At 64.2% G+C, this 22116-nt stretch carries 22 protein-coding genes and 5 pseudogenes; 17 read left to right on the top strand and 10 right to left on the bottom strand.

Features of this window, described 5'->3' with window-relative positions:
- Positions 1 to 195 precede the first annotated feature (195 nt).
- Together GY40_RS20755 and GY40_RS20760 are read right to left on the bottom strand one after the other, a co-directional pair.
- Positions 196 to 777: a hypothetical protein gene (locus GY40_RS20755; protein ID WP_038366350.1), complete on the bottom strand. Its 582-nt coding sequence runs from the start codon at positions 775 to 777 to the stop codon at positions 196 to 198.
- Positions 778 to 1426: 649 nt separating this feature from the next.
- Entirely contained in the window at positions 1427 to 3091 is a 1665-nt protein-coding gene (locus tag GY40_RS20760; RefSeq protein WP_038366352.1) for a ParB N-terminal domain-containing protein, read from the bottom strand.
- Between the two features lie 332 nt (positions 3092 to 3423).
- On the opposite strand from GY40_RS20760, the gene GY40_RS20765 reads away from it, so the two are divergent.
- Positions 3424 to 3774 carry an antitoxin Xre/MbcA/ParS toxin-binding domain-containing protein gene (locus tag GY40_RS20765; protein ID WP_038366564.1) on the top strand — a complete coding sequence of 117 codons (351 nt, stop codon included), beginning with the start codon at positions 3424 to 3426 and terminating at the stop codon, positions 3772 to 3774.
- Positions 3775 to 3782: 8 nt separating this feature from the next.
- Positions 3783 to 4286: an RES family NAD+ phosphorylase gene (locus GY40_RS20770; protein ID WP_038366353.1), complete on the top strand. Its 504-nt coding sequence runs from the start codon at positions 3783 to 3785 to the stop codon at positions 4284 to 4286.
- A gap of 51 nt (positions 4287 to 4337) precedes the next feature.
- On the opposite strand, the gene GY40_RS20775 is transcribed toward GY40_RS20770, so the two are convergent.
- Complete coding sequence (locus tag GY40_RS20775; protein ID WP_038366356.1) at positions 4338 to 4538, bottom strand: hypothetical protein; 201 nt, start codon at positions 4536 to 4538, stop codon at positions 4338 to 4340.
- Positions 4539 to 4612: 74 nt separating this feature from the next.
- Between GY40_RS20775 and GY40_RS20780 the strand changes: the two genes are divergently transcribed.
- Both GY40_RS20780 and GY40_RS20785 read left to right on the top strand, forming a co-directional pair.
- Positions 4613 to 4891, top strand: coding sequence for a type II toxin-antitoxin system RelE/ParE family toxin (locus GY40_RS20780; RefSeq protein WP_038366566.1), 279 nt, complete (start codon positions 4613 to 4615; stop codon positions 4889 to 4891).
- A gap of 41 nt (positions 4892 to 4932) precedes the next feature.
- Positions 4933 to 5223 carry a HigA family addiction module antitoxin gene (locus GY40_RS20785; protein WP_038366359.1) on the top strand — a complete coding sequence of 97 codons (291 nt, stop codon included), beginning with the start codon at positions 4933 to 4935 and terminating at the stop codon, positions 5221 to 5223.
- 236 nt (positions 5224 to 5459) lie between these two features.
- Here the strand turns inward: GY40_RS20785 and GY40_RS27715 are convergent.
- The 4 genes and pseudogenes from GY40_RS27715 to GY40_RS20800 form a co-directional block, all read right to left on the bottom strand.
- A pseudogene (locus GY40_RS27715) lies at positions 5460 to 5579 on the bottom strand (DUF1419 domain-containing protein); the annotation flags it as partial.
- A 108-nt stretch (positions 5580 to 5687) separates the two neighbouring features.
- A complete protein-coding gene (locus tag GY40_RS20790) occupies positions 5688 to 6680 on the bottom strand; it encodes a DUF3991 domain-containing protein (RefSeq protein ID WP_349236411.1) in 993 nt (330 codons plus the stop codon).
- Between the two features lie 173 nt (positions 6681 to 6853).
- Positions 6854 to 7036, bottom strand: a complete 183-nt coding sequence (locus GY40_RS20795; RefSeq protein ID WP_038366568.1) for a hypothetical protein — start codon at positions 7034 to 7036, stop codon at positions 6854 to 6856.
- 233 nt (positions 7037 to 7269) lie between these two features.
- The gene (locus GY40_RS20800; RefSeq protein ID WP_051988354.1) at positions 7270 to 7956 is read right to left on the bottom strand and encodes a TetR/AcrR family transcriptional regulator; all 687 of its coding nucleotides are present in this window, start codon (positions 7954 to 7956) and stop codon (positions 7270 to 7272) included.
- Positions 7957 to 8053: 97 nt separating this feature from the next.
- Between GY40_RS20800 and GY40_RS20805 the strand changes: the two genes are divergently transcribed.
- Positions 8054 to 9421 carry a cytochrome P450 gene (locus GY40_RS20805; protein ID WP_038366362.1) on the top strand — a complete coding sequence of 456 codons (1368 nt, stop codon included), beginning with the start codon at positions 8054 to 8056 and terminating at the stop codon, positions 9419 to 9421.
- Between the two features lie 27 nt (positions 9422 to 9448).
- On the opposite strand, the gene GY40_RS28035 is transcribed toward GY40_RS20805, so the two are convergent.
- Positions 9449 to 9736, bottom strand: a complete 288-nt coding sequence (locus tag GY40_RS28035; RefSeq protein ID WP_197062794.1) for a hypothetical protein — start codon at positions 9734 to 9736, stop codon at positions 9449 to 9451.
- A 107-nt stretch (positions 9737 to 9843) separates the two neighbouring features.
- Here GY40_RS28035 and GY40_RS27255 point away from each other — a divergent pair.
- Positions 9844 to 10260 (top strand): annotated as a pseudogene (locus tag GY40_RS27255) (uracil-DNA glycosylase family protein); the annotation flags it as partial.
- A 48-nt stretch (positions 10261 to 10308) separates the two neighbouring features.
- Positions 10309 to 12072: a cytochrome c biogenesis protein DipZ gene (locus tag GY40_RS20815; RefSeq protein WP_038366367.1), complete on the top strand. Its 1764-nt coding sequence runs from the start codon at positions 10309 to 10311 to the stop codon at positions 12070 to 12072.
- Positions 12073 to 12156: 84 nt separating this feature from the next.
- On the opposite strand, the gene GY40_RS20820 is transcribed toward GY40_RS20815, so the two are convergent.
- Positions 12157 to 13209 (bottom strand): alpha/beta fold hydrolase, encoded by a 1053-nt coding sequence (locus GY40_RS20820; RefSeq protein ID WP_038366370.1) that lies wholly within the window; start codon positions 13207 to 13209, stop codon positions 12157 to 12159.
- A gap of 296 nt (positions 13210 to 13505) precedes the next feature.
- Here GY40_RS20820 and GY40_RS20825 point away from each other — a divergent pair, with 296 nt between their 5' ends.
- The 10 genes and pseudogenes from GY40_RS20825 to GY40_RS20855 all read left to right on the top strand — a co-directional run bounded on the left by GY40_RS20825 (position 13506) and on the right by GY40_RS20855 (position 20893).
- Positions 13506 to 13919, top strand: coding sequence for an organic hydroperoxide resistance protein (locus tag GY40_RS20825; RefSeq protein WP_038366572.1), 414 nt, complete (start codon positions 13506 to 13508; stop codon positions 13917 to 13919).
- 26 nt (positions 13920 to 13945) lie between these two features.
- On the top strand, positions 13946 to 14089 hold the full coding sequence (locus GY40_RS27720; RefSeq protein ID WP_156116025.1) for a hypothetical protein: 144 nt from the start codon (positions 13946 to 13948) through the stop codon (positions 14087 to 14089).
- A 138-nt stretch (positions 14090 to 14227) separates the two neighbouring features.
- Entirely contained in the window at positions 14228 to 14968 is a 741-nt protein-coding gene (locus GY40_RS20830) for a response regulator (protein WP_038366373.1), read from the top strand.
- Positions 14965 to 16284 carry an ATP-binding protein gene (locus tag GY40_RS20835; protein ID WP_038366377.1) on the top strand — a complete coding sequence of 440 codons (1320 nt, stop codon included), beginning with the start codon at positions 14965 to 14967 and terminating at the stop codon, positions 16282 to 16284. Before GY40_RS20830 ends, GY40_RS20835 begins: the two co-directional genes overlap by 4 nt.
- 354 nt (positions 16285 to 16638) lie before the next feature.
- Positions 16639 to 19146, top strand: coding sequence for a rhomboid family intramembrane serine protease (locus GY40_RS26720; RefSeq protein ID WP_051988355.1), 2508 nt, complete (start codon positions 16639 to 16641; stop codon positions 19144 to 19146).
- Positions 19147 to 19342: 196 nt separating this feature from the next.
- A pseudogene (locus tag GY40_RS27725) lies at positions 19343 to 19498 on the top strand (transposase); the annotation flags it as partial.
- Between the two features lie 178 nt (positions 19499 to 19676).
- Entirely contained in the window at positions 19677 to 19997 is a 321-nt protein-coding gene (locus GY40_RS20845) for a hypothetical protein (protein WP_038366380.1), read from the top strand.
- A gap of 115 nt (positions 19998 to 20112) precedes the next feature.
- Positions 20113 to 20186 (top strand): annotated as a pseudogene (locus tag GY40_RS28350) (KGG domain-containing protein); the annotation flags it as partial.
- Positions 20187 to 20220: 34 nt separating this feature from the next.
- A pseudogene (locus GY40_RS28355) lies at positions 20221 to 20331 on the top strand (KGG domain-containing protein); the annotation flags it as partial.
- Positions 20332 to 20404: 73 nt separating this feature from the next.
- Positions 20405 to 20893, top strand: a complete 489-nt coding sequence (locus GY40_RS20855; protein WP_051988356.1) for a hypothetical protein — start codon at positions 20405 to 20407, stop codon at positions 20891 to 20893.
- Between the two features lie 137 nt (positions 20894 to 21030).
- Here the strand turns inward: GY40_RS20855 and GY40_RS20860 are convergent, their stop codons facing one another.
- Positions 21031 to 21636 (bottom strand): Clp protease/crotonase-like domain-containing protein, encoded by a 606-nt coding sequence (locus tag GY40_RS20860; RefSeq protein ID WP_051988357.1) that lies wholly within the window; start codon positions 21634 to 21636, stop codon positions 21031 to 21033.
- Between the last annotated feature and the right edge of the window lie 480 nt (positions 21637 to 22116).

Below are 22116 nucleotides of genomic sequence, written 5' to 3' on the forward strand. Positions count from 1 at the left end.
GCAGTGGAGGACGGCAAAGCCGTTGCGCGGACGGCCGGCCCCGGCAGGACCCCGTCCGGGACCGGACGGAGGGTCCTGGCCCTTCCTTCCCTCGCCTGGATGCGGCAGACGGCGAACCGGAATGGCCGGCCCCGAACGGGACCGGCCTGGTTGGTCGGGATTGACGGGCGAGGCCGAGGTCCCGCCGGCGGAGGCTCAGCCGAAAGCCGCCATCTGCATCTCGGCCGCCTTGCGGTCGACGGCATGGCCGGGATTCTCGACGGCACGCTCGAAGGGCTTCCAGCGCTCGCCGATGACCTGCTCATAGGCCGCGACGGCGCCCTCGGCCGCCATGCGAAGCGCATGGGCCTGGACGCCCATGTCGGCTGCGAACTCGCGCTTGCGTTGCGCGACGCTCTCGAAGCCGACCGGTCCGTCGAGATCCTCGTCGCGGGCCTCGTTGGCAAGCTTGCTCGTCAGGTCGCGCGCTTCGCTGACGGCCCGGCTGTAGAATTGGCCGGCGCCATGGGCGGAGCCGACATAGGAGCCGACGATCCGCTGCAGATGGATCTGCATCGCGCGTTCGGCGAGGCCTTCTCGCAGCACATCAGCGGTCTCGACGATCATTCGTTCGTGCAGGTCGCGGATGGCTTCGCTGTCAAGCACGGGCAGGCCAAAGCTCTCGGCAATGAGGATGGCCTGCGCCGCATCGGGACAGGCAAGGCGGACCATGTCGAGGGTCGTGCCCTTGCGGAGCTGGACGACGCGGGCGGTCGGGCGGGGGGCGGTCCTGGGCATGCGAACTTCCTTTCTTCGGTTGTGCCGAAGAACCGGACCGGCCCCTGCCGGCCCTCCCTTCGGGCGCGCTCGGACGAAACCGGCGCAGAGACGGGCGCTTCAGGGTCCGGGGCGACCAAAACGAGCGGGGCAGGTCTGCGGGCAAAGCCGGGCCAACGGCCCTGCGCGACCCGCAGGCATGGCCTGCCGAGAACGGTCGAACCGGCCGCAAAGCGGCGCGGAACGCGGCCTTGAAGCGGCCGGCCGCCGGTTTAAGAGCGCAGACCCGGCCGACGGGAAGGCCGGCGGGGACCGTCCACGAAAGAGGTTACCGATAGGAGGACACAGCACCAGCGATCGTTCCACGACCATCGGCTACGTTCCAGCCAAGCCGCGACGGTTGCGACCTCGAACAAGCCCCGGTCAGGCCGTCGGCCCAGCGCGCGCCCAGATCTCCGGCCGCCACGGGCGGATGGTCGCCTCGATCCCGGTACGATTAAGCATCCGGGGCCCCGGCAAGCGATCGGGCGGCGAGCCAAGTGCGACAGGATCGCCGCACCGCGTGCTTGACGTTGCGCTGAACGCGAGGATTGCTGTCCTGGCGGAAACGAAACCGCCGCCGGACGAGCCGGCGGCGGGGAGTCGGTTCGACGCATGATGCGGATGGCCACTAGGCAGCCTCGCGGAACGGCCCCGCCTTATCGCCCTGGGGCGCGGCGCCAGCGTTGTCCTGCTCCGCGGAGGGCTCATCCTTCTCGTTTTCGGGAATTGCCTCGTGCTTCGCGAGCCAATTCGCCAGCGCGGCCGCGTCCGGCGCGAACAGTGCCGACGGATGGACGAAGCGGCCTCCGGCAAAATGCGCCACGAGCGCGGCCCGGGTTTCCTTGACGCGCAGGCGCGGCAGGACCGAGGTATCCTTGCACGAGCCATCGAGCGCCGGGCGCGACAGGCAGGTGAGGAACTCCTCGGTACCCATGTTCGGCAGGAACGCGTCCGCACCGATTGCTTCGCCGGCGATCCGGGCGACGATCCCGGAATCGGAGCGGTTCTGCCGGCACGAGAGCACCTCGATCAATGCGCCGCGCGCAGCCTGCTGCAGCGTTTTCTCATCGAAGCCGAGCTTGCCGTCCTGGCCGATCAGCCGCACGGCGTGGCGATCCATCCGGGCAAAGCCATAGACATCGTCGCTGGTCCCCGATGCGATGGAGATGTTGCGCCCGGCGAGCGCCAGCACGAGGAGCGCCAGCAGGGTGTCGTTGGTGATTGGCGCCCGCCTCAAGGCCTCGTGGAGCGCATCGGTGCGGAAGTCGCCGATCATCCCGATCCCCCGGCGCGTGACATCGGGACGGCCCTGAGTTTCCGCCGCGCCGTCGGAAGGAGAAGCGCCGTTGCCTTGCGCCGTCTTCGGAGCCGGCATCCGATAGGCCACGCTCTGAACCGTGCCATTGCGATCGAGATACATGGCGACGCGATCGCTCTTGCCCGCCTTGCCGTAGACGCGCTCCGCCTTCGGCGGGAGAACCGGCTCACCCCAGCTATTGACCTCGGCGATGATGCCGCGCTTGGGGAGGTGGTTGGTCATCCACTCCTGCTGAGCGCCGAGATAGGCTTCGACATCGATGGTGTAGCGGCCGTCCTCGTCGGCGGGTCCGAACAGGTCCTCGACCCATTCGATGCCGTAGGCGCGCGCGAGCTCGTCGTCGAAGCTGGCATGCTTGGCGTACATCCGGGTCTTGGTCAGCGCATTCGAGACGTTCCACCAGGTGACCTTCGGATCGTTCTTGGAGGGCTTGTACTTCTTCCAGACTTCCTTCTGGTCGCCGGCCGGGGCCGCCGCGATGATGCGGAGCTGCTGCTCGTTGGGCATGTCGCCCTTAGCCATGTGATCGAGCATGGCGGGAAGGACGCTGCCCAAAAGCCTGAGCTGCCGAACGCGGCGAAGCGCCAGCCCCAGCGCTGCAGCGATCGCTTCCTCGGTCCAGCCGAGCACGACCAGCCGCTCCATACCACGCCACTGATCGACTGGGTTGAGCGGCTCCTGAGCCAGATTCTCGATCATCGAGCGCATCGCGCCGTGATCGTCCGAAGCTTCGACCTCCAGAACCTCGATCTCGTCGAGACCGGCGGCAATCGCCTGCTTCACGCGACGGTGGCCGAACTCGATGACATGGCCGTTACCGCCGCCCTGCTCCGGGACGACGACCGGCGGCTGCAGGATGCCGACGAGCTTGATGGTGGCGAGCAGCAGGGCATCGGCCCGAGGCGTGGACTTCGTCCGGCGAGAGCGATCGGGATTGTCCTTCAACGCGCGCGGATCGACCTTCTTGAGTTGCATGGCAGGCTCCTGTTCAGGGGGTGTGGGCGCGGTCTGGCACCGGCCCTTCTCCGTTTTCTGTCCGAAGACCCCCTCGCAACCGCGGAGCGGGTGGGCCGAAGCAATTGCGGCCGAGCAGCCCGGCCGGGCGGCCAAGCGGGGCGCGTGAAGCCCTGCGCGGGACGCCGGGCCGGGATCGCGAGCGGCGCGGTTGAGCGGCAGCGGCAGCGGCCCGCCCGGTCTGCGAGCCGCTTTTTCGCTTCCCCTCTCTTTTGCCGACTGGATTGAACCGCGCTTGTTTAGACGCTATATTGCGTCAGAATGATTGGCACCTCTCAATGAAGGTGAACGCCATGGGGCTTGCCCAATATGCTGATGGCGGGCTGTTCTCGCCGCGCAAGATCGCGGAAACCCTGCGCACGACGAGCGAGGAAATCGCCCGCACGGCTGGCCTCGGCAAGGATGCGATCCAGCGCAAGGAGCGCATCCGCTCCGACAAGACGCAACGCCGGCTGCGCGAAGTGACGGAAATCATCAATAAGGTCGAACCGCGCTTCGGCTCGGCGCTGATGGCCTATGCCTGGTATCGCTCCGAGCCCCTGTCCGGCTTTTCCGGCCTGACGGCGATGCAGCTCGTCCGTGACGGCCGCGCCGACGAAGTGCTCGACTATATCGACGCGGTCGACGCCGGCATTCACGCATAACCCGGCTGATGCGTTTCCAGGGTGTCCTCTATCGGGCGCTGAACCCGGTTTATGCACGCGAGCCGTTATCAGGCCGCGGCGCTGAGCTGTATGGCGGCCGCTTCAACCGCAAGGGCACAGTGGCGCTGTACACGTCGCTGTCGATCATGACGGCTTTGCGGGAAGCCAACCAGGTCGGCAGCCTGCAGCCGACCACCCTGGTCGCCTACGACGCACAGATCGAACGCATCTTCGATACACGGGACGACGAGGCCCTTCGGGCTGAGGGGGTGGATGTCGGAGTGTTCGATGATCCGGCCTGGCGCGATCAGATGAGAACCTCGGGAGAGGCGAAAACCCAGACCTTCGCTCGCAGGCTCATTGCTTCTGGCTATCACGCCTTGCTGGTCAGGAGCTTCGCGCCGGGGGCAACCCGCGACGACCTCAACCTCGTTCTCTGGAGGTGGAGCGATACGACACCGTGCCGCCTGACTGTGATCGACGACGAGCATCGTCTTTCGCGACAGCCCTGACGAACATGTCGATGGCCGGCCTAGCCCTCGGGCGAGGCCAGCCCAGGCCGATCAGGCCACAACCGCGTCAATCGCACCGACGCCCTCGATGTCCGTCGCAAGCGCCGCATCGACCTCCGCGAGCAGGCGGCGCTTCTCCGCTCTCTCCCAGGCGAAAGCGAATTCGCCCCACCGCGCGACCGGTAGGAAGCGAGCCTGCGGCGCGCCGCGCGTAGGATGCGACGCGGACATCCGTCCGGAGAAGGCGACCATCGCCGCCATCCGTCATGCCGCGCAGCCCTGCCGAAGTGCGCGGTGGAGTGTTTCATGTTATGCAACACCCCACGATGGCTAGGTTCTTTGACAAAGCGACCCGGGCTTTTCATCAGACGGGGAAATGCCCCGCTGAATGGAAGGCTTTCGAGCGTGTCGCTGCCCGGAAGCTGGACATGGTGCTGAATGCTGCGCGGCTAGACGACTTTCGCATCCCGCCGATAAACAAGTTCGAGAAGCTCGAACGGGATCGCGAAGGGCAATACAGCATCCGCATCAACGACCAATATCGGGTCTGCTTCACTTGGGATGGAACCAAAGCGATGAGGATCGAGATAACTGACTACCACTGAATGAATGACTGCCTGCTTGAATGAATGATAGGAGATACGACATGGCTCGCATCACCACCCACCCCGGCGAAATGCTCTATTTGGAATTCATGGAGCCCATGGGCATCTCGGCCCGCGCTTTGTCGCGCGCCATGAAGGTGCCGGTGACCCGTGTGACCAAGCTGCTGAAGGCGCAGACCGGAATGACTGCTGATACGGCACTTCGGCTTGAGAAGGTGCTGGGGATGTCGGCTGACTTCTGGCTCAACCTGCAAAGCAGCTTCGATCTATCGCACGAGCAGGACGCGAAGGCAGAAATCTACGCCAAGCTAGATCGGCTCGTCGCGGCATAACGGATATCTGCTAGACTGCGAGTCGGGTCGGTCAAGGACCCACAGAGAAGCTCCCGGATGCCCCCCGCGCCGGGGGCTTTTTGCTTAGAGCGTCAGCTTCCAAATCCGCACGACAGCCTTGCCGCACGATGTGAAGGCGTGCGTGGCCATAGTGCCAACCATGATGAGATTGCCGCGCGCCGCAATCCACCGGGCGTGCCATCGACGCTTAGCCTGAAGCGCCTCGGCGTGCTCCTCACGGCGCCGGCATCATCCTTGAAACGGTTCGGTCGCTGTGCATGCCGGTCGAACATCCGGAACATCTGGCGCCGCTCGGCGACGCCCTCGAAGACTTTGCGGATGGCAGTCGGGGTCATGGGCAGGCTCCTTGCGCCGTCGGGCTGAAGCGCGGCTCACCTCCTCGGCTTCACCATCATCTTCTGCCCTGCGAGCCCTCCCCGCAGCCGCCTCTCCGTCCGGCGGCGTCAAGGGTCGGGGTCGCGAAGCGCGGGCGAAGCTTCCCTTGACGCCGCCGGCGGGCATGCGGCAGCCGGTTGCCCCCTCCTTCCTTCCCCCTTCTCCATTGCCGCTTTCGCCTGCAGCGTGGCATTCCAGTCCGTCTGGGCGGGCCGCAAGCGCTCAAAGCCGCATCCGATCGTGATCGCCATCGCCTGCAACCGCTCTGCATAGGCTTCGCCCTGTCGGTTGTTGTCGGTCGCGGCGACCAGCAGCGCATTGGCGCGCGCCGCGAGCGCACGGATCGCCGCGTCGGTTGCCGGCGACCACCCGCCCCCGGTGCTGAGATAGAGGCTGTCGGCCCCTCCGTTCTCGAGGTCAGCGAGGCTCATCGCGTCGATGGCGGCCTCGGTAACGCAGAGGCGTTTTGCCCCCGCCGATCCAAACTGGAACAGACGCTTGTTGCCGCCGGTCGAGAAGCCTCGCCACTGCGGACCGCGCTCCTCCCAGCCCGTGACTGCCCCGACCTCGTCGCGATGGGCGGCCCACATGCTCCCCTGCGGCCCCTCGCGCAGGATGTCGTTTCCGACAGCGGCGCGGATCAGAGCCTCCGGCAGGCAGCGCTCGTCGCGCAGATAGCGCCAGGTCGCCGAGCCTGGCCAGGGTCTGCGCCGCCTCGCCCATCGCGCGAGCACGGGCAGGATCTGTCTCGAAGCGCCCGGCGGCCGGGAAAAGATCGGATCTTTCGGCTTGTAGCCGACGAGTGCGGCGACGCGATCGAGACCTTCGGCAAAGGTAACGCCATCGAGATGTTCGACCAGGCTGAAGACATCGCCCTTGGCCTCGGACAACGGATCAAACCAACCCTGTCCGGCATGGATCACGATGACGATCGCGTCACCGCGGCGGTATTTAACCGCCTTGCGCGTGGTTTCCGGCAGATCGATCGCGAAGCCGGCCTTCTCCAGCACCGCCGCGCAGGGCACACGCTCCCGTAACGCCTCCAATTCGGTCCGTTTCATAGTCGTGCCGGCGCATTCGCGTCCGCCTTTCCTTGCCTGTTTCCTTGTCCCCGCATCTCGCGGAGCAACCTCCGCAGGCCGCGAAGAGCCATGGCGGCAAGGGCGCGCCAGCGGCGTCAGCTTCCCTTGCCGCCGCAGCTCGCAAGCGGCACCCGCAGGGAAAAAGCGCCGGCTCAACGAGCCGGCCGGGTTTCGAACGGATCGAACTCAGCGATGAGCTCGGCCTCGCCATCGTCGAGCTCGGCGAAGGGCAGAACGCCGAAGGCCCCGTTCGACCGGAAGACCGTGACCGGAACCATGAGGGTCTGTGCGAGCTGGAAGGCGTGGCTCCGGGCTACCGACGGATCGTGTGACATCGTGAAGGCTCCATCCGGGAACGGGCCCATTCCCGCTCGATGGCTCCGACGGTGTCCGGACCCGGACGCGATCACCATGCCCGACCGCGCGGCGGTGATCTGGTCCAGTAAATGCCGTCGCCGATGACCAGGCCTCGCCCGCCGATGTCGAACGCATTCGCGCCACAGCCCGGGCGTTGAAGCCCGATCTTGTGCGCTTCGCGGAACGCCTCTTTCGCGCGAACCGGGCGCTGTCAAACCGCCTTTTGCATGCCCGGGCGACCGAGGAGCATGGCGTTCAACTCGCTCTTTGCCGCATCCGACAGGTACGGTCGAAATAGGCTCGCGACCTGTTTCAGCCCCCAATCGAGATGCTGCTGTCCCAGGTCCTCGATACCTTCCTGCAGGCTGAGATAAACCGCCCAGTAGGTCGATACGATCCAGACATTGGCGAGCAATAGTGGTGCGTCTTGGTCTGGAACGTCGATCAGCTTCGCATCTCTCATCTGGCGAAGTGCCCCGTCTACGACGAGGCGCATTGCCGCACTCAGCACACGGATTGGCTCACGCAGGGTGGGAGCAATGACGATGATGCCCGGCAGATCCCGGAAAATGTAGCGATGGTCCCAGACGATCGAGAACCAGCGCCGCAAGAAACCTGAGAAAACGTCAGGATCGGTGGCGGTGTTCGAGCCTGCGTCCTCCATGAAAACCGTCGCGTCGGCCTCCAGTCTTTTGAACAACGCCTGGAGAAGCGCTTCCTTCGTTTTGAAGTGATAATAAAGGTTGCCTTCGTTGATGCCGACCGTTCGGGCGATCTCGGCGGTCGTGACCCGATCCGGGCCCCGATCGTTGAACAGCACCAGAGTGGCATCCAGGATCCGGTCCCGGGTGCCAACGCGATCGGCCTTTTTCGCATCGAGGTTCCCTGCCCTTTTCATATGCCTCCCTTGCATATCTAAGGTGCCCACCTTAGATCGTCTAAGGTACGCACCTTACATCTACGAGGTGGACGGTTAGCGAGCAAGGATGCGCATTATGGATAGCTCGGCTCAAAATGACCGCACGCTGAAGACCACGTTTCCGCTGACGCCGCAGTCAACGCTCGCGACCCTGCTGGCGATCGTGCGCAACCCGCTCGACGCGCTTCCCCCATCGGTCTTCACGGAACCCCTGGTTTTTTCGAAATCCGCCGGAGAATTGAAGGTCTACCTGGCCGATCCTGCGCTGATCCACGAGGCCCTGGTCAAAAATGCAGAAGCTTTGGGCAAAGGGGATCAAGTCAGGCGAGCCCTTGGACCGGCGCTCGGCCAGGGCTTGCTGACGGCGGACGGGGCACATTGGAAATGGCAACGGCAGTCGGTTGCCGGCGCCTTCCGGCACGACAAGCTTCTCGAACTCCAGCCGACAATGATCGCAGCGGCTCGGCGCACGCGCGACAGGTGGATCGGGGTGGGCAACGGAACAGTCGACGTCAGCCACGAGATGATGCGCACCACCTTCGACATCATTGTCGAGACGATGATGTCCGGCGGACATGGCATCGATGTCGGGCGGGTCGAGAAAGGTATTTCGGATTTCCTCAAGCCGACCGGCTGGACGTTCGCGCTCGGACTTTTGCACGCCCCGGAGTGGATACCCTATCCCGGTCGCGGCAAGGCCGAAGCCGCCGTTGCATTCCTGCGGTCCAGTCTTCTGAGCGTGATCGAGGAGAGGCGCAAGCACCCGGATGACCGCCATGATCTTGTGAACATGCTTCTGTCGGCCTCTGACCCGGAAAGCGGGCGCAGGATGAGCGACCCGGAAGTCGTCGACAATCTCATGACCTTCATCACGGCCGGACATGAAACGACGGCGCTCGGGCTGGCATGGACATTCGGTTTGCTGGCGCGGCATCCGCAGATCGAAGGAAAAGTTCTCGCCGAGATCGATGTGGTCACGATGGGCGAGCCGGTGGACGCGGAGCATGTCTCGAAACTGGTCTATACGCGGCAGGCCTTCTCGGAAGCCATGCGCCTTTACCCCCCCGCGCCGATCATCACGCGGACCGCTTTGAAGGACTTCGAGCTCGGGGGGTATCTCATTCCGGCCGGAACGGTGATGATCGTACCGATCTACGCGGTGCATCACCACGCTTCCCTGTGGTCGGATCCCGAGGCGTTCGACCCGGATCGCTTCAGCCCGGAGGCGGCCAAGGCACGGCACCGCTATGCCTACATGCCCTTTGGTGCGGGTCCACGCGTCTGCATCGGCAATGCCTTCGCCGTCATGGAGGCGGTCGCCATCTTGGCTGTGCTGCTTCAGAAGGTCCGGCTCACGACGATCGAGCCCGAGCCACCCAAGCCCGTCATGAAGGTGACGCTTCGGTCGAACCGGCCGCAGCGCATGAACCTGATATTGCGCTGAGGAGTATCTCAGGAAGCCTGGCTTGCTTCACCCTGCCGAAGACAAACGGCGGCTGTGAACCGCTGTCGGATCACGATCTGCACTTAGAACTGGAAACGATTCTTGGGCGGCTTCGGCGCCAACGAGGCCGAAGCGAGAGAGATATCCGCGCGCAGCAGGCCCGCGCTCGGGACCGAGGGAAGCCAGGTGAAGTTGATAGCGCCGCAGATCTTCGGGCTCGGCCCGGTCCGACGGCAAGCCGAGGAAGGCCGTGAACTCACGGACCTGCCGCACATAGTCGCGCTGCGTGTGCTCGCCAAATCGGCGGACGGTCATGTCCCTCGAGCATCCGCCGGCGCAGCGGAGAGATGGCGTCAGGGCTCATGGGAGGCTCCCGTCTGAGGTGAGGTGACCCCCTCGATCCTCAGACGGTACGGCGCTCCAGCTACCTGACCAATGCCGTCAAGCACTTCAAGTTCGAGCAGCGCGGCAAGCGGCGGATACACCAGCGGCCGACAACCGGGGAGGTCAGGCACTATCGCTGGTGGCTCGAGCGGGAGCTGGATTTCGTGAACCCGCATCTCGTCGTCGCCTTGGGTGCAACCGCCGTCCTGGCCTTGGCCGGGAAGGCCTTGCCGATCTCGCGCAATCGCGGCGCGACCCATTTCGGGGAGCGGCTGGGCTTCATCACGGTTCACCCCTCCTTCCTGTTGCGACTGCCGCAGGAAAAGGATCGAACACAGGCTTACGACCCATTTGTCGCTGATCTCCGTCCGCGCCGGCTGCGGACTACACAGGGTTACAGACCGGTCCGCGGAAAAAACAATGAGGATACGTTGAGGGTTCAAGTGCAGGCATAGCGGCGGCGAGCGCGACAAGCAGCGGTCCCGCCTTCAAGAGGACCTGCCATGACGTTGTTCGTCGCCTCCTATCTTGCCGGCGTGCTGACCATCCTCAGCCCCTGTATCCTTCCGATCCTGCCCTTCGTCTTCTCCCGCTCCGACCCCCCTTTCCGGCGAAGCGCATTGCCGATGCTGCTCGCGATGGCCTTGACCTTTGCGGCCGTCGCCAGCCTCGCCGCAATCGGAGGCAGCTGGGTGGTGCAAGCCAACGAAGCCGGGCGCTACATGGCGCTCCTGCTGCTGGGCGTCTTCGGCGTAACCCTGATCTCGACCCGCGCAGCGGAATTTTTCCATCGGCCCCTCGTCGCGCTCGGACAGCGGCTGTCCGGTGGCAACACCGCCGGACCGCGATCCATCGGCGGCTCCCTGCTCGGCGTCGCGACTGGACTGCTTTGGGCGCCTTGCGCGGGCCCGATCCTCGGCCTCGTGCTGACCGGCGCCGCCTTGCACGGCGCCAATGCCGGAACGGTCCTCCTTTTGGCCGCCTATGGGGCGGGAGCAGCGACCTCGCTCGCGCTCGCCGTGCTGGTCGGTGGCGAGGTCTTGGCGGCGATGAAGCGCGCGCTGGGTCTCGGCGAGCGCGTCCGCCGGGGCGTCGGCGTCGCGGTGCTGGGAAGCGTGCTGGCGATCGGCTTCGGGTTCGACACCGGGCTGCTCACGAGGCTTTCCTTCGCGGCAACCACCGGCATCGAGCAGAGCCTCCTCGACGGTCTCGGTCACGATCGTGCGGCCGCGTTGCGCGTCGCCGAGAATGGCGCGTCGAGCGGCTCCGGAATGCCGGCCCAGCCCTATCGCAGCAGGCTGCCCGATCTCGGCGCGGCACCAGGCTTCGACGGCGCGGTGAGTTGGCTCAATACCGCTCCGCTAAAAGCGCAGGAGCTGCGGGGCAAGGTCGTCCTCGTGAATTTCTGGACCTATTCCTGCATCAACTGCATCCGCACCCTGCCCTATGTCCGCGCCTGGGCAGAGGAGTACCGGGATCACGGTCTCGTCGTGGTCGGCGTCCATACCCCGGAATTCGCCTTCGAGAAGAAGGTTGAGAACATTCGGCAGGCGGCAGCTCGGTTCGGGATCAACTATCCGATCGCCGTCGACAATGATTTCCGGATCTGGCGCGCCTTCCGCAACAGCTACTGGCCGGCGATCTATCTCGTCGATGCGCAGGGCCGGATCCGCCACACCCAGTTCGGTGAGGGCGGCGAAGCGCTCTCGGATCGGGCCATCCAGGATCTCCTCGCCGAGGCTGCCGGCCATCGCAAAGCGGCGTCGAACTTCGTGACGCCGCAGGCATCCGGCGCCCAGGCTGCGCCTGACCTGGCCAATATCCGCTCGGGCGAAGCCTATCTCGGCTTTTCCAAGGCGTCGGGCTTCGCTTCGCCGGAAGGGATCACGAGCGACCGGCCGCAGGATTACAGCGTGGGCAAGCTCAGCCTCAATCAATGGGGGCTCGACGGCAACTGGACGGTCGGCGCGGAAAGCGCCCGACTTTCCCGCGCCGGTGGCGCCATCGCCCTCCGCTTCAGCGCGCGCGACCTGCATCTCGTGCTCGGGTCGGGCCCGGCAGGAAAGTCGATCCGCTTCCAGGTCACGGTCGATGGGGCGCCGCCCGCCGCCGACCACGGAGCCGATATCGACGCGGCCGGAAACGGCACGCTCTCGGAAACCCGGCTCTATCAGCTCGTTCGCCAAGCCGGGGAGGTTCGAGAGCGCGTCTTCGAGATCCGCTTCCTGGATGCCGGTGCGGAAGCCTATGCGTTCACCTTCGGGTGAACGCTGTCCCGACGGCACAGCCGGCCATCAAAAAGGCGCCCGGGCTCTCGCCCGGGCGCCTTTCTTCGCGTCGAGGTTTCGGCTTCAGAGCCTGTCGGCGTCGATGATCGCCTGCGCGAACTCGCGCGGCGCCTCCTGCGGCGGGTTGTGGCCGATGCCGCCCTTAAACAGCCGGTGCTCGTACTTTCCGGTGAAGCGCTTGGCATAGGCCGCCGGCTCCGGATGGGGGGCGCCATTGGCATCGCCCTCGATGGTGATGGCGGGCACGCCGATGCTCGGGAAGGCGGCGAGCTTCTTTTCCAGCGCGTCGTATTGCGGCTCGCCCTGCGCCAGGCCGAGGCGCCAGCGGTAATTATGGATCGAGATCGCGACATGGTCGGGATTGTCGAGGGCGACGGCCGAACGGGCGAAGGTCGCGTCGTCGAACTTCCATTGCGGCGAGGCGAGCTCCCAGATCAGCCGGGCGAAGTCATGGGTGTACTTGGCATAGCCGGCCGCGCCCCGCTCGGTGGCGAAATAGAACTGGTACCACCACTGCAATTCGGCCTTGGGCGGCAGCGGCGGCTTGTTCGCGTCCTGGCTGCCGATGAGATAGCCGCTGACCGAGACCAGCGCCTTGACGCGCTCCGGCCAGAGCGCGGCGATGATGTCGGCTGTGCGCGCCCCCCAGTCATAGCCGCCGATGACGGCCTTCTCGATCTTCAGCGCGTCCATGAAGGCGATGATGTCGGTGGCGAGCGCCCCCTGCTGGCCGTTGCGTGGGGTATCCGCGGAGAGAAAGCGGGTGGTGCCGTAGCCGCGCAGATGGGGCACGAGCACGCGATAGCCGGCCTGGGCCAGGATCGGCGCGACATCGACATAGCTGTGGATGTCGTAGGGCCAGCCATGCAGCAGCAGAACTGGCGGGCCATCGGCCGGGCCGTCCTCGGCATAGCCGATATCGAGCACGCCAGCCTTCACCTGCTTGAGCGCGGCGAAGGTTGCGTGGCCGCCTTGCCCTGCAGCCGGCGAAGCGGACGAGGACGGCGAACGCGCCTGGGCATGGGCAACGCCGGTTCCCGCGAAGGGTAGAAGCGTTGCTCCCAATGCGAAGGCACTCAGGAGGCTGCGGCGGGGCTGATCGATCTGTTCTGACATGAGTTTCGTCCTTAGTGGCGAGAGATCGCGATAAGCCCGGCGGCTGTGTCCCCGCTGTTTCGGCGATGGCGGGAATTGTAAGCGTTCCCTCGCCTGGAGGAGCGACGATACAGGCCGATACAATCCGCGGCCCGACCTGAACCGCGAACGCCTCCTCGTGGCGCAACATGTCGAAACGCCCTGCACATACGCTGCGTTACAAATCGGTCGGTTCGCAAAACAATCCCGACAACTCTGCCTGGGAAACGCTTCATCACCCGCCGCCGCTCATGGCGGCGCCACAGATGGAGCGTTCCATGACCAAGATCGACAAGGTTCTCTATACCGGCCGCACCCACACCACCGGCCGCGACGGCGCCTCGCGCAGCACCGACGGCCGGCTCGACATCAAGCTGTCGCCTCCCGGCAGCGCCGGCGCCGGCACCAATCCCGAGCAGCTCTTCGCCGCTGGCTGGTCGGCCTGCTTCGTCGGCGCGATCGGTCTGGCCGCCGGCAAGCGCAAGGTCGCGCTCCCCGCCGATCTCGCCGTCGATACCGAGGTCGATCTCGGCACGAAGGACGGCGCCTATTTCCTGCAGGCGCGCCTGTGCGTCAGCCTGCCCGGTCTCGACCGCGAGCTCGCCCAGAGCCTCGTCGACGAAGCCCACCAAACCTGCCCTTATTCCAAGGCCACGCGTGGCAACATCAATGTGGACCTGAGCGTCGTCTGAGCACGCCGTCGCAAGGAGGGGATGACATGACCACCGTCCGCAAACGAAGGATCGCCTTCATCCTGCTGGCGATCACCGCGCTGGCCGCCGTGCCGTGCGCCTGGGACGCAAGCGATACCAGCGTCGCGTCCTGGCTCCCGGCCGTGGCGTCGACGCTGGCGGGTTCATAGAGCGGCAGGCCGATACCGGGCGTCATTCCAGCGCCCGGTGTCCCCTGAGACCGCTTTCGGGGCTTCGCCGGAACCCGCCCGCCGGCTATGAGAAATGCCTGTTACGAAGGGCCTTCAGTAGAAGCTGAAAGTTTGGACATGGAACATGTCGATCATATCCTGATCGTCGATGACGATCGTGAGATCCGCGATCTGGTATCGAGCTATCTCGCGAAGAACGGGCTCAGGACCTCGATCGCCGCGGACGGGCGCCAGATGCGCAGCTTCCTCGACGCCAACACCGTCGACCTGATCGTGCTCGACGTGATGATGCCAGGGCAGGACGGGCTCGCGCTCTGCCGCGAATTGCGCGCCGGTAAGCACAAGGCGACGCCGATCCTGATGCTGACGGCCCGCAGCGACGAGATGGATCGCGTCATCGGGCTGGAGATGGGCGCCGACGACTATCTCTCGAAGCCCTTCGCCGCTCGCGAATTGCTGGCGCGGATCAATGCTGTGCTGCGGCGCACCCGGATGCTGCCGCCGAACTTGCAGATCAGCGAAGCCGGCCAGATCCTGACCTTCGGCTCCTGGCGGCTCGATACCGTGCGGCGCCATCTCCTCGACGCGCAAGGCACGGAGGTGGCGCTGAGCGGCGCCGAATACCGGCTGCTGCGCGTCTTCATCGATCATCCCCAGCGCGTCCTCAACCGCGACCAGCTCCTGAACCTGACGCAGGGGCGCGATGCCGAATTGTTCGACCGCTCGATCGACCTACTGGTCAGTCGACTGCGCCAGCGGCTCGGCGACGATGCGCGCGAGCCGACCTATATCAAGACCGTACGTAGCGAGGGCTACGTTCTTGCGGTCCCCGTCGAGATCACGGAACCCAGGTCGTGACCGCGAACGCCGCGTTCCGCTTTCGCTTCCTGCCCCGGACGCTGCGCGCCCGCCTGTTCCTGATCCTGCTCGCGGGGCTCGCGATCGCCTACGGGCTCTCCTTCGGCGTTCTCTACGCGGAGCGCACCCTATCGGCGACGGCGGTGATGTTCCGCACGCTGGAGAACGATGTTGCGACCTCGATCGCAGTCCTCGACCGGACGCCGGCAACCGAGCGACCCGAGCTGCTCGAATGGCTCAGCCGTGGCAACTATTCGCTCGCCCTGGGACCAGGCCTTGCCGGCGTGCCCAACACCTCACGCCATGGCCAGGAGATCGCGGCCAGGTTGGCAAGCGCCGCCGGTCCGCGCTTTCCTTTGCGGATCGAGGCGATCCCGGGCGAGGACGGCCGCCTGCAGGCCCATCTGACCTTGAGCGACGGCAGCCCGCTGACCATTGAGATCACCCCGCGCGGTATCATGCCGGTCGCGGACTGGCTGCCCTATGTTCTGGTGGCGCAGATGGTCCTTTTGCTGGCTTGTGTCTGGTTCGCGGTCAAGCAGGCGGTCCGTCCGCTCGGCGAACTCGCGGCCGCCGCCGAGGCGCTCGACCCCAACGCGAAGAGTCCGCCCCTGAGCGAGGCCGGCCCCAGCGAGGTCGTTCATGCCGCCCGGGCCTTCAATGCGATGCGCGACCGGATCGCGCATTATCTGGAAGAGCGCGTGCAGATCCTCGCAGCGATTTCGCACGATCTCCAAACCCCTATCACCCGCATGCGGCTACGCGCCGACATGGCCGACGACTCGCCGGAGCGGGATAAGCTCGTCAACGACCTCCGCGAGATCGAGCGGCTGGTGCAGGACGGCATCGCCTATGCACGCAGCGCTCATAGCAATGGCGAGAAGAAAACGCGGATCGACCTTGCCTCCTTGGTCGACAGCATCGCCTATGACTATCAGGACACCGGCAAGGTGGTGACGGTGGCCAGCCGGATCGACGGCATCACCTCTACCAAGCCGCACGCACTGCGGCGCATCCTGTCGAACTTCATCGACAATGCCTTGAAATTCGCAGGCGCCGCGGAGATCGCGATGGAGCGCAGGGACGGCGGCGCCATCGCGATCACCGTGCTGGACTGCGGCCCCGGCATCCCCGAGGAGATGCTGTCCGCCGCCATGCAGCCCTTCTTTCGCCTGGAGCCATCGCGCAACCGCGAGACCGGCGGAGCCGGGCTCGGGCTCGCCATCGCCCAGCAACTGGCCTCATCCATCGGCGGGTCGGTCAGGCTCTCCAATCGCGTCGGTGGCGGTTTGGCGGCGGAAGTGATCATTCCTTGAGCCCTCGCGACGTGCGAATTTCTGGCTCGGGGTGTTTCGGATGTTCCTGCCGCGATCGACATCCAAAGCGGTTTTCCCAACTTTTAATGTCTGGTTTCAGTCGAGAAGCTAACGTCCGCGATTGGCGCAATTCGATCGATCTGCCAAGACGCCGTGGGGCGCATGTGCCGGAAACACGCGACCTCAGGCGAACGTCGGCTTAGCCATGGCAGCAGCCGGTCACCAATCGATGCTACCTCAACGAATTGGTGATGACGGTCTACGCGACGTTACGACATTACTTATGCCATTTTGCACTCGGTTCGCTTGCCTAGTCGTTTCGACGCTGGTGCCGAACCGGCCGGGGGCGTTCGCATGACGGAAAATCCGTTCTGGGTCAGAGCAGGCATCACAAGACGTGGCGCCGCACTTCTCATCGACTACCTGATCATCATGGTGCTAACGCAGGCACTCGTGGCGAGCGTTTTTGACCTGACAGGCGGACGGATTCAGGACAGCGGCGCCTTTCAGAAACAATGTTCGATGGCCAAGGAGCGTCCGGTCGGCGTGTCTCTGCCGGCTGGATTTACTCCAACGGGCGAAGCGATATGCATCTCATATTTCTTCAGCAAGCCGGTCGCGCGATCTTACGTCTTCGAGCGCAAGATGCCGGATTCGCCGTTGAGGCAGACCGTCGGGTTCACCCTCGACACGACCGATACACCGATCAGAGCCTTCGACTTCACGCTGATGCAATGGCCGCTGCTCGCATTCTTGCGATGGGCCTTAGAGCGCCACGGCTGGAGATCACCTGGAAGACTGGCGGCGGGTCTCCAGGTCGTGTCATGGCGGCTTGAGGTTCCTGAGATCGCGAGCGGCAAAGACCTGACCATACGATATCTGCTGTTCGCCGCGGCTGGATTGCCAGCAGTCGGCTTCGCCGCCGTTGCAGTCTGCGCGGCTTGGCTGGGCTTCTTAAAACCGAGCGATGTCATGATGGGGCTGTTGAGTATCGCCGGCTGGCTGCCGACGATCGCACTCGTTGCCGCAGTGATCGCGATCTTCAAACGGCGTGACAGCTTTTACGATCAGGCGGCTAGGACGCGCGTCGTGATGGTCGTCGATCCGCAGTCTGTCGAGGCACGGTCGACAGAGCCGCCATCAACGAAGAGCGTCCCATTTTCATTGAGAACTTCAGCAATCACCTCTAAGGCCGCGTTGGGGTTGGCGCTGTTGCTGGTGCTGATATTCGCGGCGGAGCTCGTAAATGCGCGTTTGGCCGGGCGGGTGCAGGGCTTTTCGGTCGATTGGCAGACAGGAGGTCTGTTCGGCGGCGTGTCCTATGAGGCAACCGCCCAAGGCGGGCAGTGGTACAGGCTCGCGACGTCCTCATTCCTGCATTGGAGCCTGAACCATCTCGCCACCAACCTCGTCGCGCTCCTTGCGGTCGGGGTCTTGCTGGAGCCCATCATCGGCGCTGCGTGGTTCGTTGCGATTTTTCTGCTGAGCGGCCTAGCGGGAGCCGGCCTCTCGATCATGCAAAACCTGCCCAACACGATGAGCATGGGAGCCTCGGGAGCCATCCTCGGCCTCATGGCCGCCGGCTTGATCCTCTCGTTTCGGCTGGCTGAGGGACCGCGTCGGCTTTGGTTGCAAGCTGTCAGCATCGTGGTTCTCGGAGGCTCCCTGGCTCAAGGCAGTGGGCTTCCGGATTTAGGTTCAGATCATGCTTCGCATCTGGGCGGCGCCTTGGCAGGAAGCGCCGTTGGCGCGATTTTTATGCTCTTTTACAGATCGGACCGCCTTCCAGCACTCGGGAGATTCGCCGTCGGGGCTGCTGTTCTCGCCTCTGCTGCCACAGCCGCATCGATCCCAAGTGCAGGATTTGGCGACTTCTCGCTGGATCGTCTTCTCGTGCCTGCGCAAGTCATGCCGAAGAGCGACGCGGAATGGGGGGCCCGGGCGAACGAGCTCGCAAGACGCTATCCACGTGATCCGAGAGTGCAGATGGCGCTGGCCCTGGCCGCCGGCTCGGATGTTTCTGCAAGAGATCGCGCGCTTCAGGGGGTAAAAGTCACAGCCGCGGCGCTGAGGCGGAATGACCAGACCTTCGCGCTGACGATTTACCGTAATGCGCTGAAGGCTGTCGGACGATCCCGCATAGCGGCCTATGATTTCGTTGAAGCCAAGCTGAAGCTGACCGAGGCATTGGCCTTCCAACTCCCGCTCGATCCCGAACTGCTCTATCTGCGCGCTGACGCCGAGCAAGGGCTTGGAGAATGGTCTGCCGCCAAGGATGACTTGCAGAAGCTTTTAGCAGCCTTACCTGGAAACGTGCCCGGCTGGATAGCACTTGCGTTTGTGATGTCGGCGACCGGTGACCAGGCTGCTGCGATCAATTTCAGCAGCATCGCGCTGCTCCACGATCCGAAAAGTTTCAGTGCCCATCGGCAGCGCGGCTGGTTCTCTTATCTCGACGGCCGTTATGAGAGGGCATTGGTCGAGCTGGAGAAGGCGCGGGAACTCGATCCCAAAGACCATTACGCGGCAATCTGGGTTCATCTGGCGTCACTGCGGGCGGGTCTGGGCCCTCGCATCGATCTGGTTGCGCAGCAACTCGACCTGGCCAAATGGCCTGGTCCCGTGATGCGCTATCTTCGCAGTGAAATCGATGTGGCAGCCCTGCGGTCACTTGCAGCGAGCAAGGATGCCGTCCGCGATCAAAACCAACGGTGCGAAGCCAACTTCTATATCGGCGAAAATCTTCTCGCACATGACCCTGCCGAAGCTGCCACGAACTTCCGCGCTGCGCGAGAGATTTGCCCAAAAAGGTATTATGAGTGGGTTGGGGCTGGCGTGGAGCTCTCCAAGAAGATCGACTAGGTGCGTAAAGCAGCGTCTCTCAGCTTGAAGGGCAAGCTCACACTGAGAACGGTATCAGGTTCAGCGTGCTTCTGGCCGCCCCTGAAAGGTGTTCCTCCGTGAAGTAAGCATTTGAACCCTGTGGTCCTGACCCTGGAAACGGATCCTGTTGTCGTGCAATTTTTGGGCACTCTGAGCCTCCTAGAGGACAGATGCCATGCCACGCGATCGATGCACGAATGAGCAAATCGCCTTTGCCCTTCGGCAGGCGAAGAACGGCACGACGGTGGCGGAGAACTGCCGGAAGATAGGCGTCCACCGCTGGAAGAAGCAGTTTTCCGGGATGGGAAGGGTCGAGATCCGGCGCCTCAGAGCCAAATGCAAGGCTTGGCCGAAAGGCTATGTGCAGCTGCGCGAGGAGGGCATCTTCGGTGCCGCTGCCAAGCGCGGAGGCAAGCCTCCAGCGACAATCGCAGAGCCTGCGGTAGGCTGGAACCTTTGCCGTTGTCTGCTGTTCGCAGGGTTTAACCACCCAAACTGTGGAGGCAGGCATGCCACGGGGTGATAAATCCAAATACACCGACAAGCAGGAGCGCAAGGCCGACCACATCGCCGAGGGCTACGAGAAGCGCGGAGTTTCCGAGAAGGAGGCCGAGCGGCGGGCGTGGGCGACCGTCAACAAGGATGATGGCGGTGGGAAGAAGGCGGGCGGATCCGGGCGGGGGAAGGAAACCGGCCATCCCGCCGCGCACAGGGGCGGCGAGAAGGGCGGTAATGCTTCTGCAGAGCGCAGCGCCGCCGATCGATCGGCATCGGCAAAGAAGGCGGCGGCGACGCGAAAGCGCAATGCCGAGCACAGAGCTAACCACTGAAAAGAAGTTGGAACAGCCCTGCGTCTGGGTCGTTCATTCTAAGACCGGTCAGTCGGTCAACTCACCTCACACCGAGATTCTCCGGCTCTTCGGAGAGCAACCTATGGAGCGAGTGATGACTCATAACCAAGGCTTCGCCAACAACCCCGACAGGGCCCGCGACGCGGGCAAGAAGGGAGGCGAGCACAGCCACCAGAACGAACGCGGGCAGCAGTCCGCGTCGATCAGCGATCGCCCCCAGAGCGGATCGCACGGCACCGAGCGTGGCGGATCGGGCAACTTTGCCAATGATCGCGGGCGCGCGTCGGAAGCAGGTCGCAAGGGCGGCCAGCACTAGTCACCGTCGTAGTGCGAATTGGGTGGGCGGGTCCTTCGGGGCTCGCCCTTTTCGCAGCAGGGAGGCCAGCATGCTTCAAGTCCAGACGATTACCAGAACCTATAAGACGTTCGAAGATGCACGGAATGTCGCGGTCCGCTTGGCCGAGGCTGGCATTCAGCTAGAGAGGATCGGCCTTCTCGGACAGCAAGCCGGCGGAGACGACAATACGGCTGCAGCGGCGGGAGTCGGAGGCGCTGCTGGTGCGGCAACGGGGCTCGCGCTTGGCTTGGGCGCCCTGACCATTCCGGGCGTCGGACCGATCATTGCGACCGGCTGGTTCCTGTCGGGCGCGGTGACCGGCGCATTGGCAGGAGGCGTTATGGGCGCGCTGGTCGATGCCGGTGTACCAGCGAATGACGCCGAACGTCACGCCAGCGAACACGCGCTGGGTCGGTCTGTGGTCTCTGTGCGTGTAGAGGAGCCCGACATCGCGCTGGCAACGCGGATCATGGATGCCGCAATGCCTGTCGAAGCGGGTGAGGATCCTCAGGCCGACCTCGCCAGGGTCGTGTCCTGACGCCCATTCTCGGCCGCAAAGCGTCCGGGGAACTAGTCCTGGCCGAGACGGTTCGACGACAAAGCGCTGGGGGCGTTGGCTGGCGACAGCGCCGCGGCTCACGGCCTGACGCCTGTCGATCGGTCCATGATCAGGTACTATATGACGCCTTCAATAAGCCCGAGGCTTTGAGCTTCGTTCGCTTCGATATACCAGTTTTCTGGTGCGCGCTTCAGCACCTGCTCCATGGTCACCGATGATCCGGCGATGAGGTTTTCGAAGCCTTCGTTCTGAATCTGAATTGAATGCTCGATTTCGTTGAGCTTGGCTTTCAAATTCGCAATGCACGCCGTTAGCGGGCCATCCAGCATCACGTTGGCTTGTAGTTTGCGCTCGTGGATCATAAGCCGCGTGCCGCGTGTAAGGTACCGGTTAGGGCGGGCGAAGAAGCTCATGAAGGTCGCACCCGCGGAGTAGATCGCAGCCTTTCCGAGCAAGACGAAGCGCCGGTTCGGCTCCTGCTCGCTGTGGAACCGGATATCCTCTCCCATCATGCGCGCAACCTCGGGGTCCCCGCCCAAGGTACTGAGTTCGATTACGACCAAACCTTCCAATGGCGACGTCATAAGTCGGTCTCGAAAGAACGCGTACATGACGTTATCCACGGTACCCGCCAGCAGGATTGGCGGGTTCAGGAAATCACGCGGCTGCAATGGTCGGAAAAGATCGGATTGGGCATCATTCGAGTTCGATGGCAGGCTCATAGTCAAACCTTAGCAATGTCGGTGCGACCAAACTCGACGCTCCACTCGGCGGTTCCATGCGACAGCATTGGCACGATGTGAAGCTTTCGTTCCCAGGCGGTTCTGGCCGCTCTCGGGGCGGATCAAGAACCCAGTTTTGTCTCAAGAATCGTTGCCGAATCCGATTCAAGCATGGGCCCCGTCGGGCATAATGCTGACGGTTCGCAAACGAGTGTAAGGTTCGCCGCTCGACGGAAGCCTTTTCTTCTCGGCCACCACGAACAGTTTTCCGGTCGCGCATCGAAAGACTTGGCATTCCATTTCGTGCCCTTAATTGGCTGCTCGGCCGCGACACGCTGGGCAGCAAGTTGGCCGAGCAGCTGTGCTCATCAGGGGTGAGCGCAGGAGAAACGGCGCTCTCTGTCTTCTGATCCAAGCCCGCTAAAACGAAGCGGTCGCGCACAAAGCAGCCTCACGACGATGGCGAGTGATCGGTGTCGA

Source organism: Allobosea sp. UNC402CLCol, assembly GCF_000745475.1.
Lineage (GTDB): Bacteria > Pseudomonadota > Alphaproteobacteria > Rhizobiales > Beijerinckiaceae > Allobosea > Allobosea spartocytisi.

Coding starts and splice junctions, on each gene's coding strand:
- GY40_RS20755 (WP_038366350.1), bottom strand. CDS start 777: ATGCCCAGGACCGCCCCCCGCCCGACCGCCCGCGTCGTCCAGCTCCGC.
- GY40_RS20760 (WP_038366352.1), bottom strand. CDS start 3,091: ATGCAACTCAAGAAGGTCGATCCGCGCGCGTTGAAGGACAATCCCGAT.
- GY40_RS20765 (WP_038366564.1), top strand. CDS start 3,424: ATGGGGCTTGCCCAATATGCTGATGGCGGGCTGTTCTCGCCGCGCAAG.
- GY40_RS20770 (WP_038366353.1), top strand. CDS start 3,783: ATGCGTTTCCAGGGTGTCCTCTATCGGGCGCTGAACCCGGTTTATGCA.
- GY40_RS20775 (WP_038366356.1), bottom strand. CDS start 4,538: ATGGTCGCCTTCTCCGGACGGATGTCCGCGTCGCATCCTACGCGCGGC.
- GY40_RS20780 (WP_038366566.1), top strand. CDS start 4,613: ATGGCTAGGTTCTTTGACAAAGCGACCCGGGCTTTTCATCAGACGGGG.
- GY40_RS20785 (WP_038366359.1), top strand. CDS start 4,933: ATGGCTCGCATCACCACCCACCCCGGCGAAATGCTCTATTTGGAATTC.
- GY40_RS20790 (WP_349236411.1), bottom strand. CDS start 6,680: ATGAAACGGACCGAATTGGAGGCGTTACGGGAGCGTGTGCCCTGCGCG.
- GY40_RS20795 (WP_038366568.1), bottom strand. CDS start 7,036: ATGTCACACGATCCGTCGGTAGCCCGGAGCCACGCCTTCCAGCTCGCA.
- GY40_RS20800 (WP_051988354.1), bottom strand. CDS start 7,956: ATGAAAAGGGCAGGGAACCTCGATGCGAAAAAGGCCGATCGCGTTGGC.
- GY40_RS20805 (WP_038366362.1), top strand. CDS start 8,054: ATGGATAGCTCGGCTCAAAATGACCGCACGCTGAAGACCACGTTTCCG.
- GY40_RS28035 (WP_197062794.1), bottom strand. CDS start 9,736: ATGACCGTCCGCCGATTTGGCGAGCACACGCAGCGCGACTATGTGCGG.
- GY40_RS20815 (WP_038366367.1), top strand. CDS start 10,309: ATGACGTTGTTCGTCGCCTCCTATCTTGCCGGCGTGCTGACCATCCTC.
- GY40_RS20820 (WP_038366370.1), bottom strand. CDS start 13,209: ATGTCAGAACAGATCGATCAGCCCCGCCGCAGCCTCCTGAGTGCCTTC.
- GY40_RS20825 (WP_038366572.1), top strand. CDS start 13,506: ATGACCAAGATCGACAAGGTTCTCTATACCGGCCGCACCCACACCACC.
- GY40_RS27720 (WP_156116025.1), top strand. CDS start 13,946: ATGACCACCGTCCGCAAACGAAGGATCGCCTTCATCCTGCTGGCGATC.
- GY40_RS20830 (WP_038366373.1), top strand. CDS start 14,228: ATGGAACATGTCGATCATATCCTGATCGTCGATGACGATCGTGAGATC.
- GY40_RS26720 (WP_051988355.1), top strand. CDS start 16,639: ATGACGGAAAATCCGTTCTGGGTCAGAGCAGGCATCACAAGACGTGGC.
- GY40_RS20845 (WP_038366380.1), top strand. CDS start 19,677: ATGCCACGGGGTGATAAATCCAAATACACCGACAAGCAGGAGCGCAAG.
- GY40_RS20855 (WP_051988356.1), top strand. CDS start 20,405: ATGCTTCAAGTCCAGACGATTACCAGAACCTATAAGACGTTCGAAGAT.
- GY40_RS20860 (WP_051988357.1), bottom strand. CDS start 21,636: ATGAGCCTGCCATCGAACTCGAATGATGCCCAATCCGATCTTTTCCGA.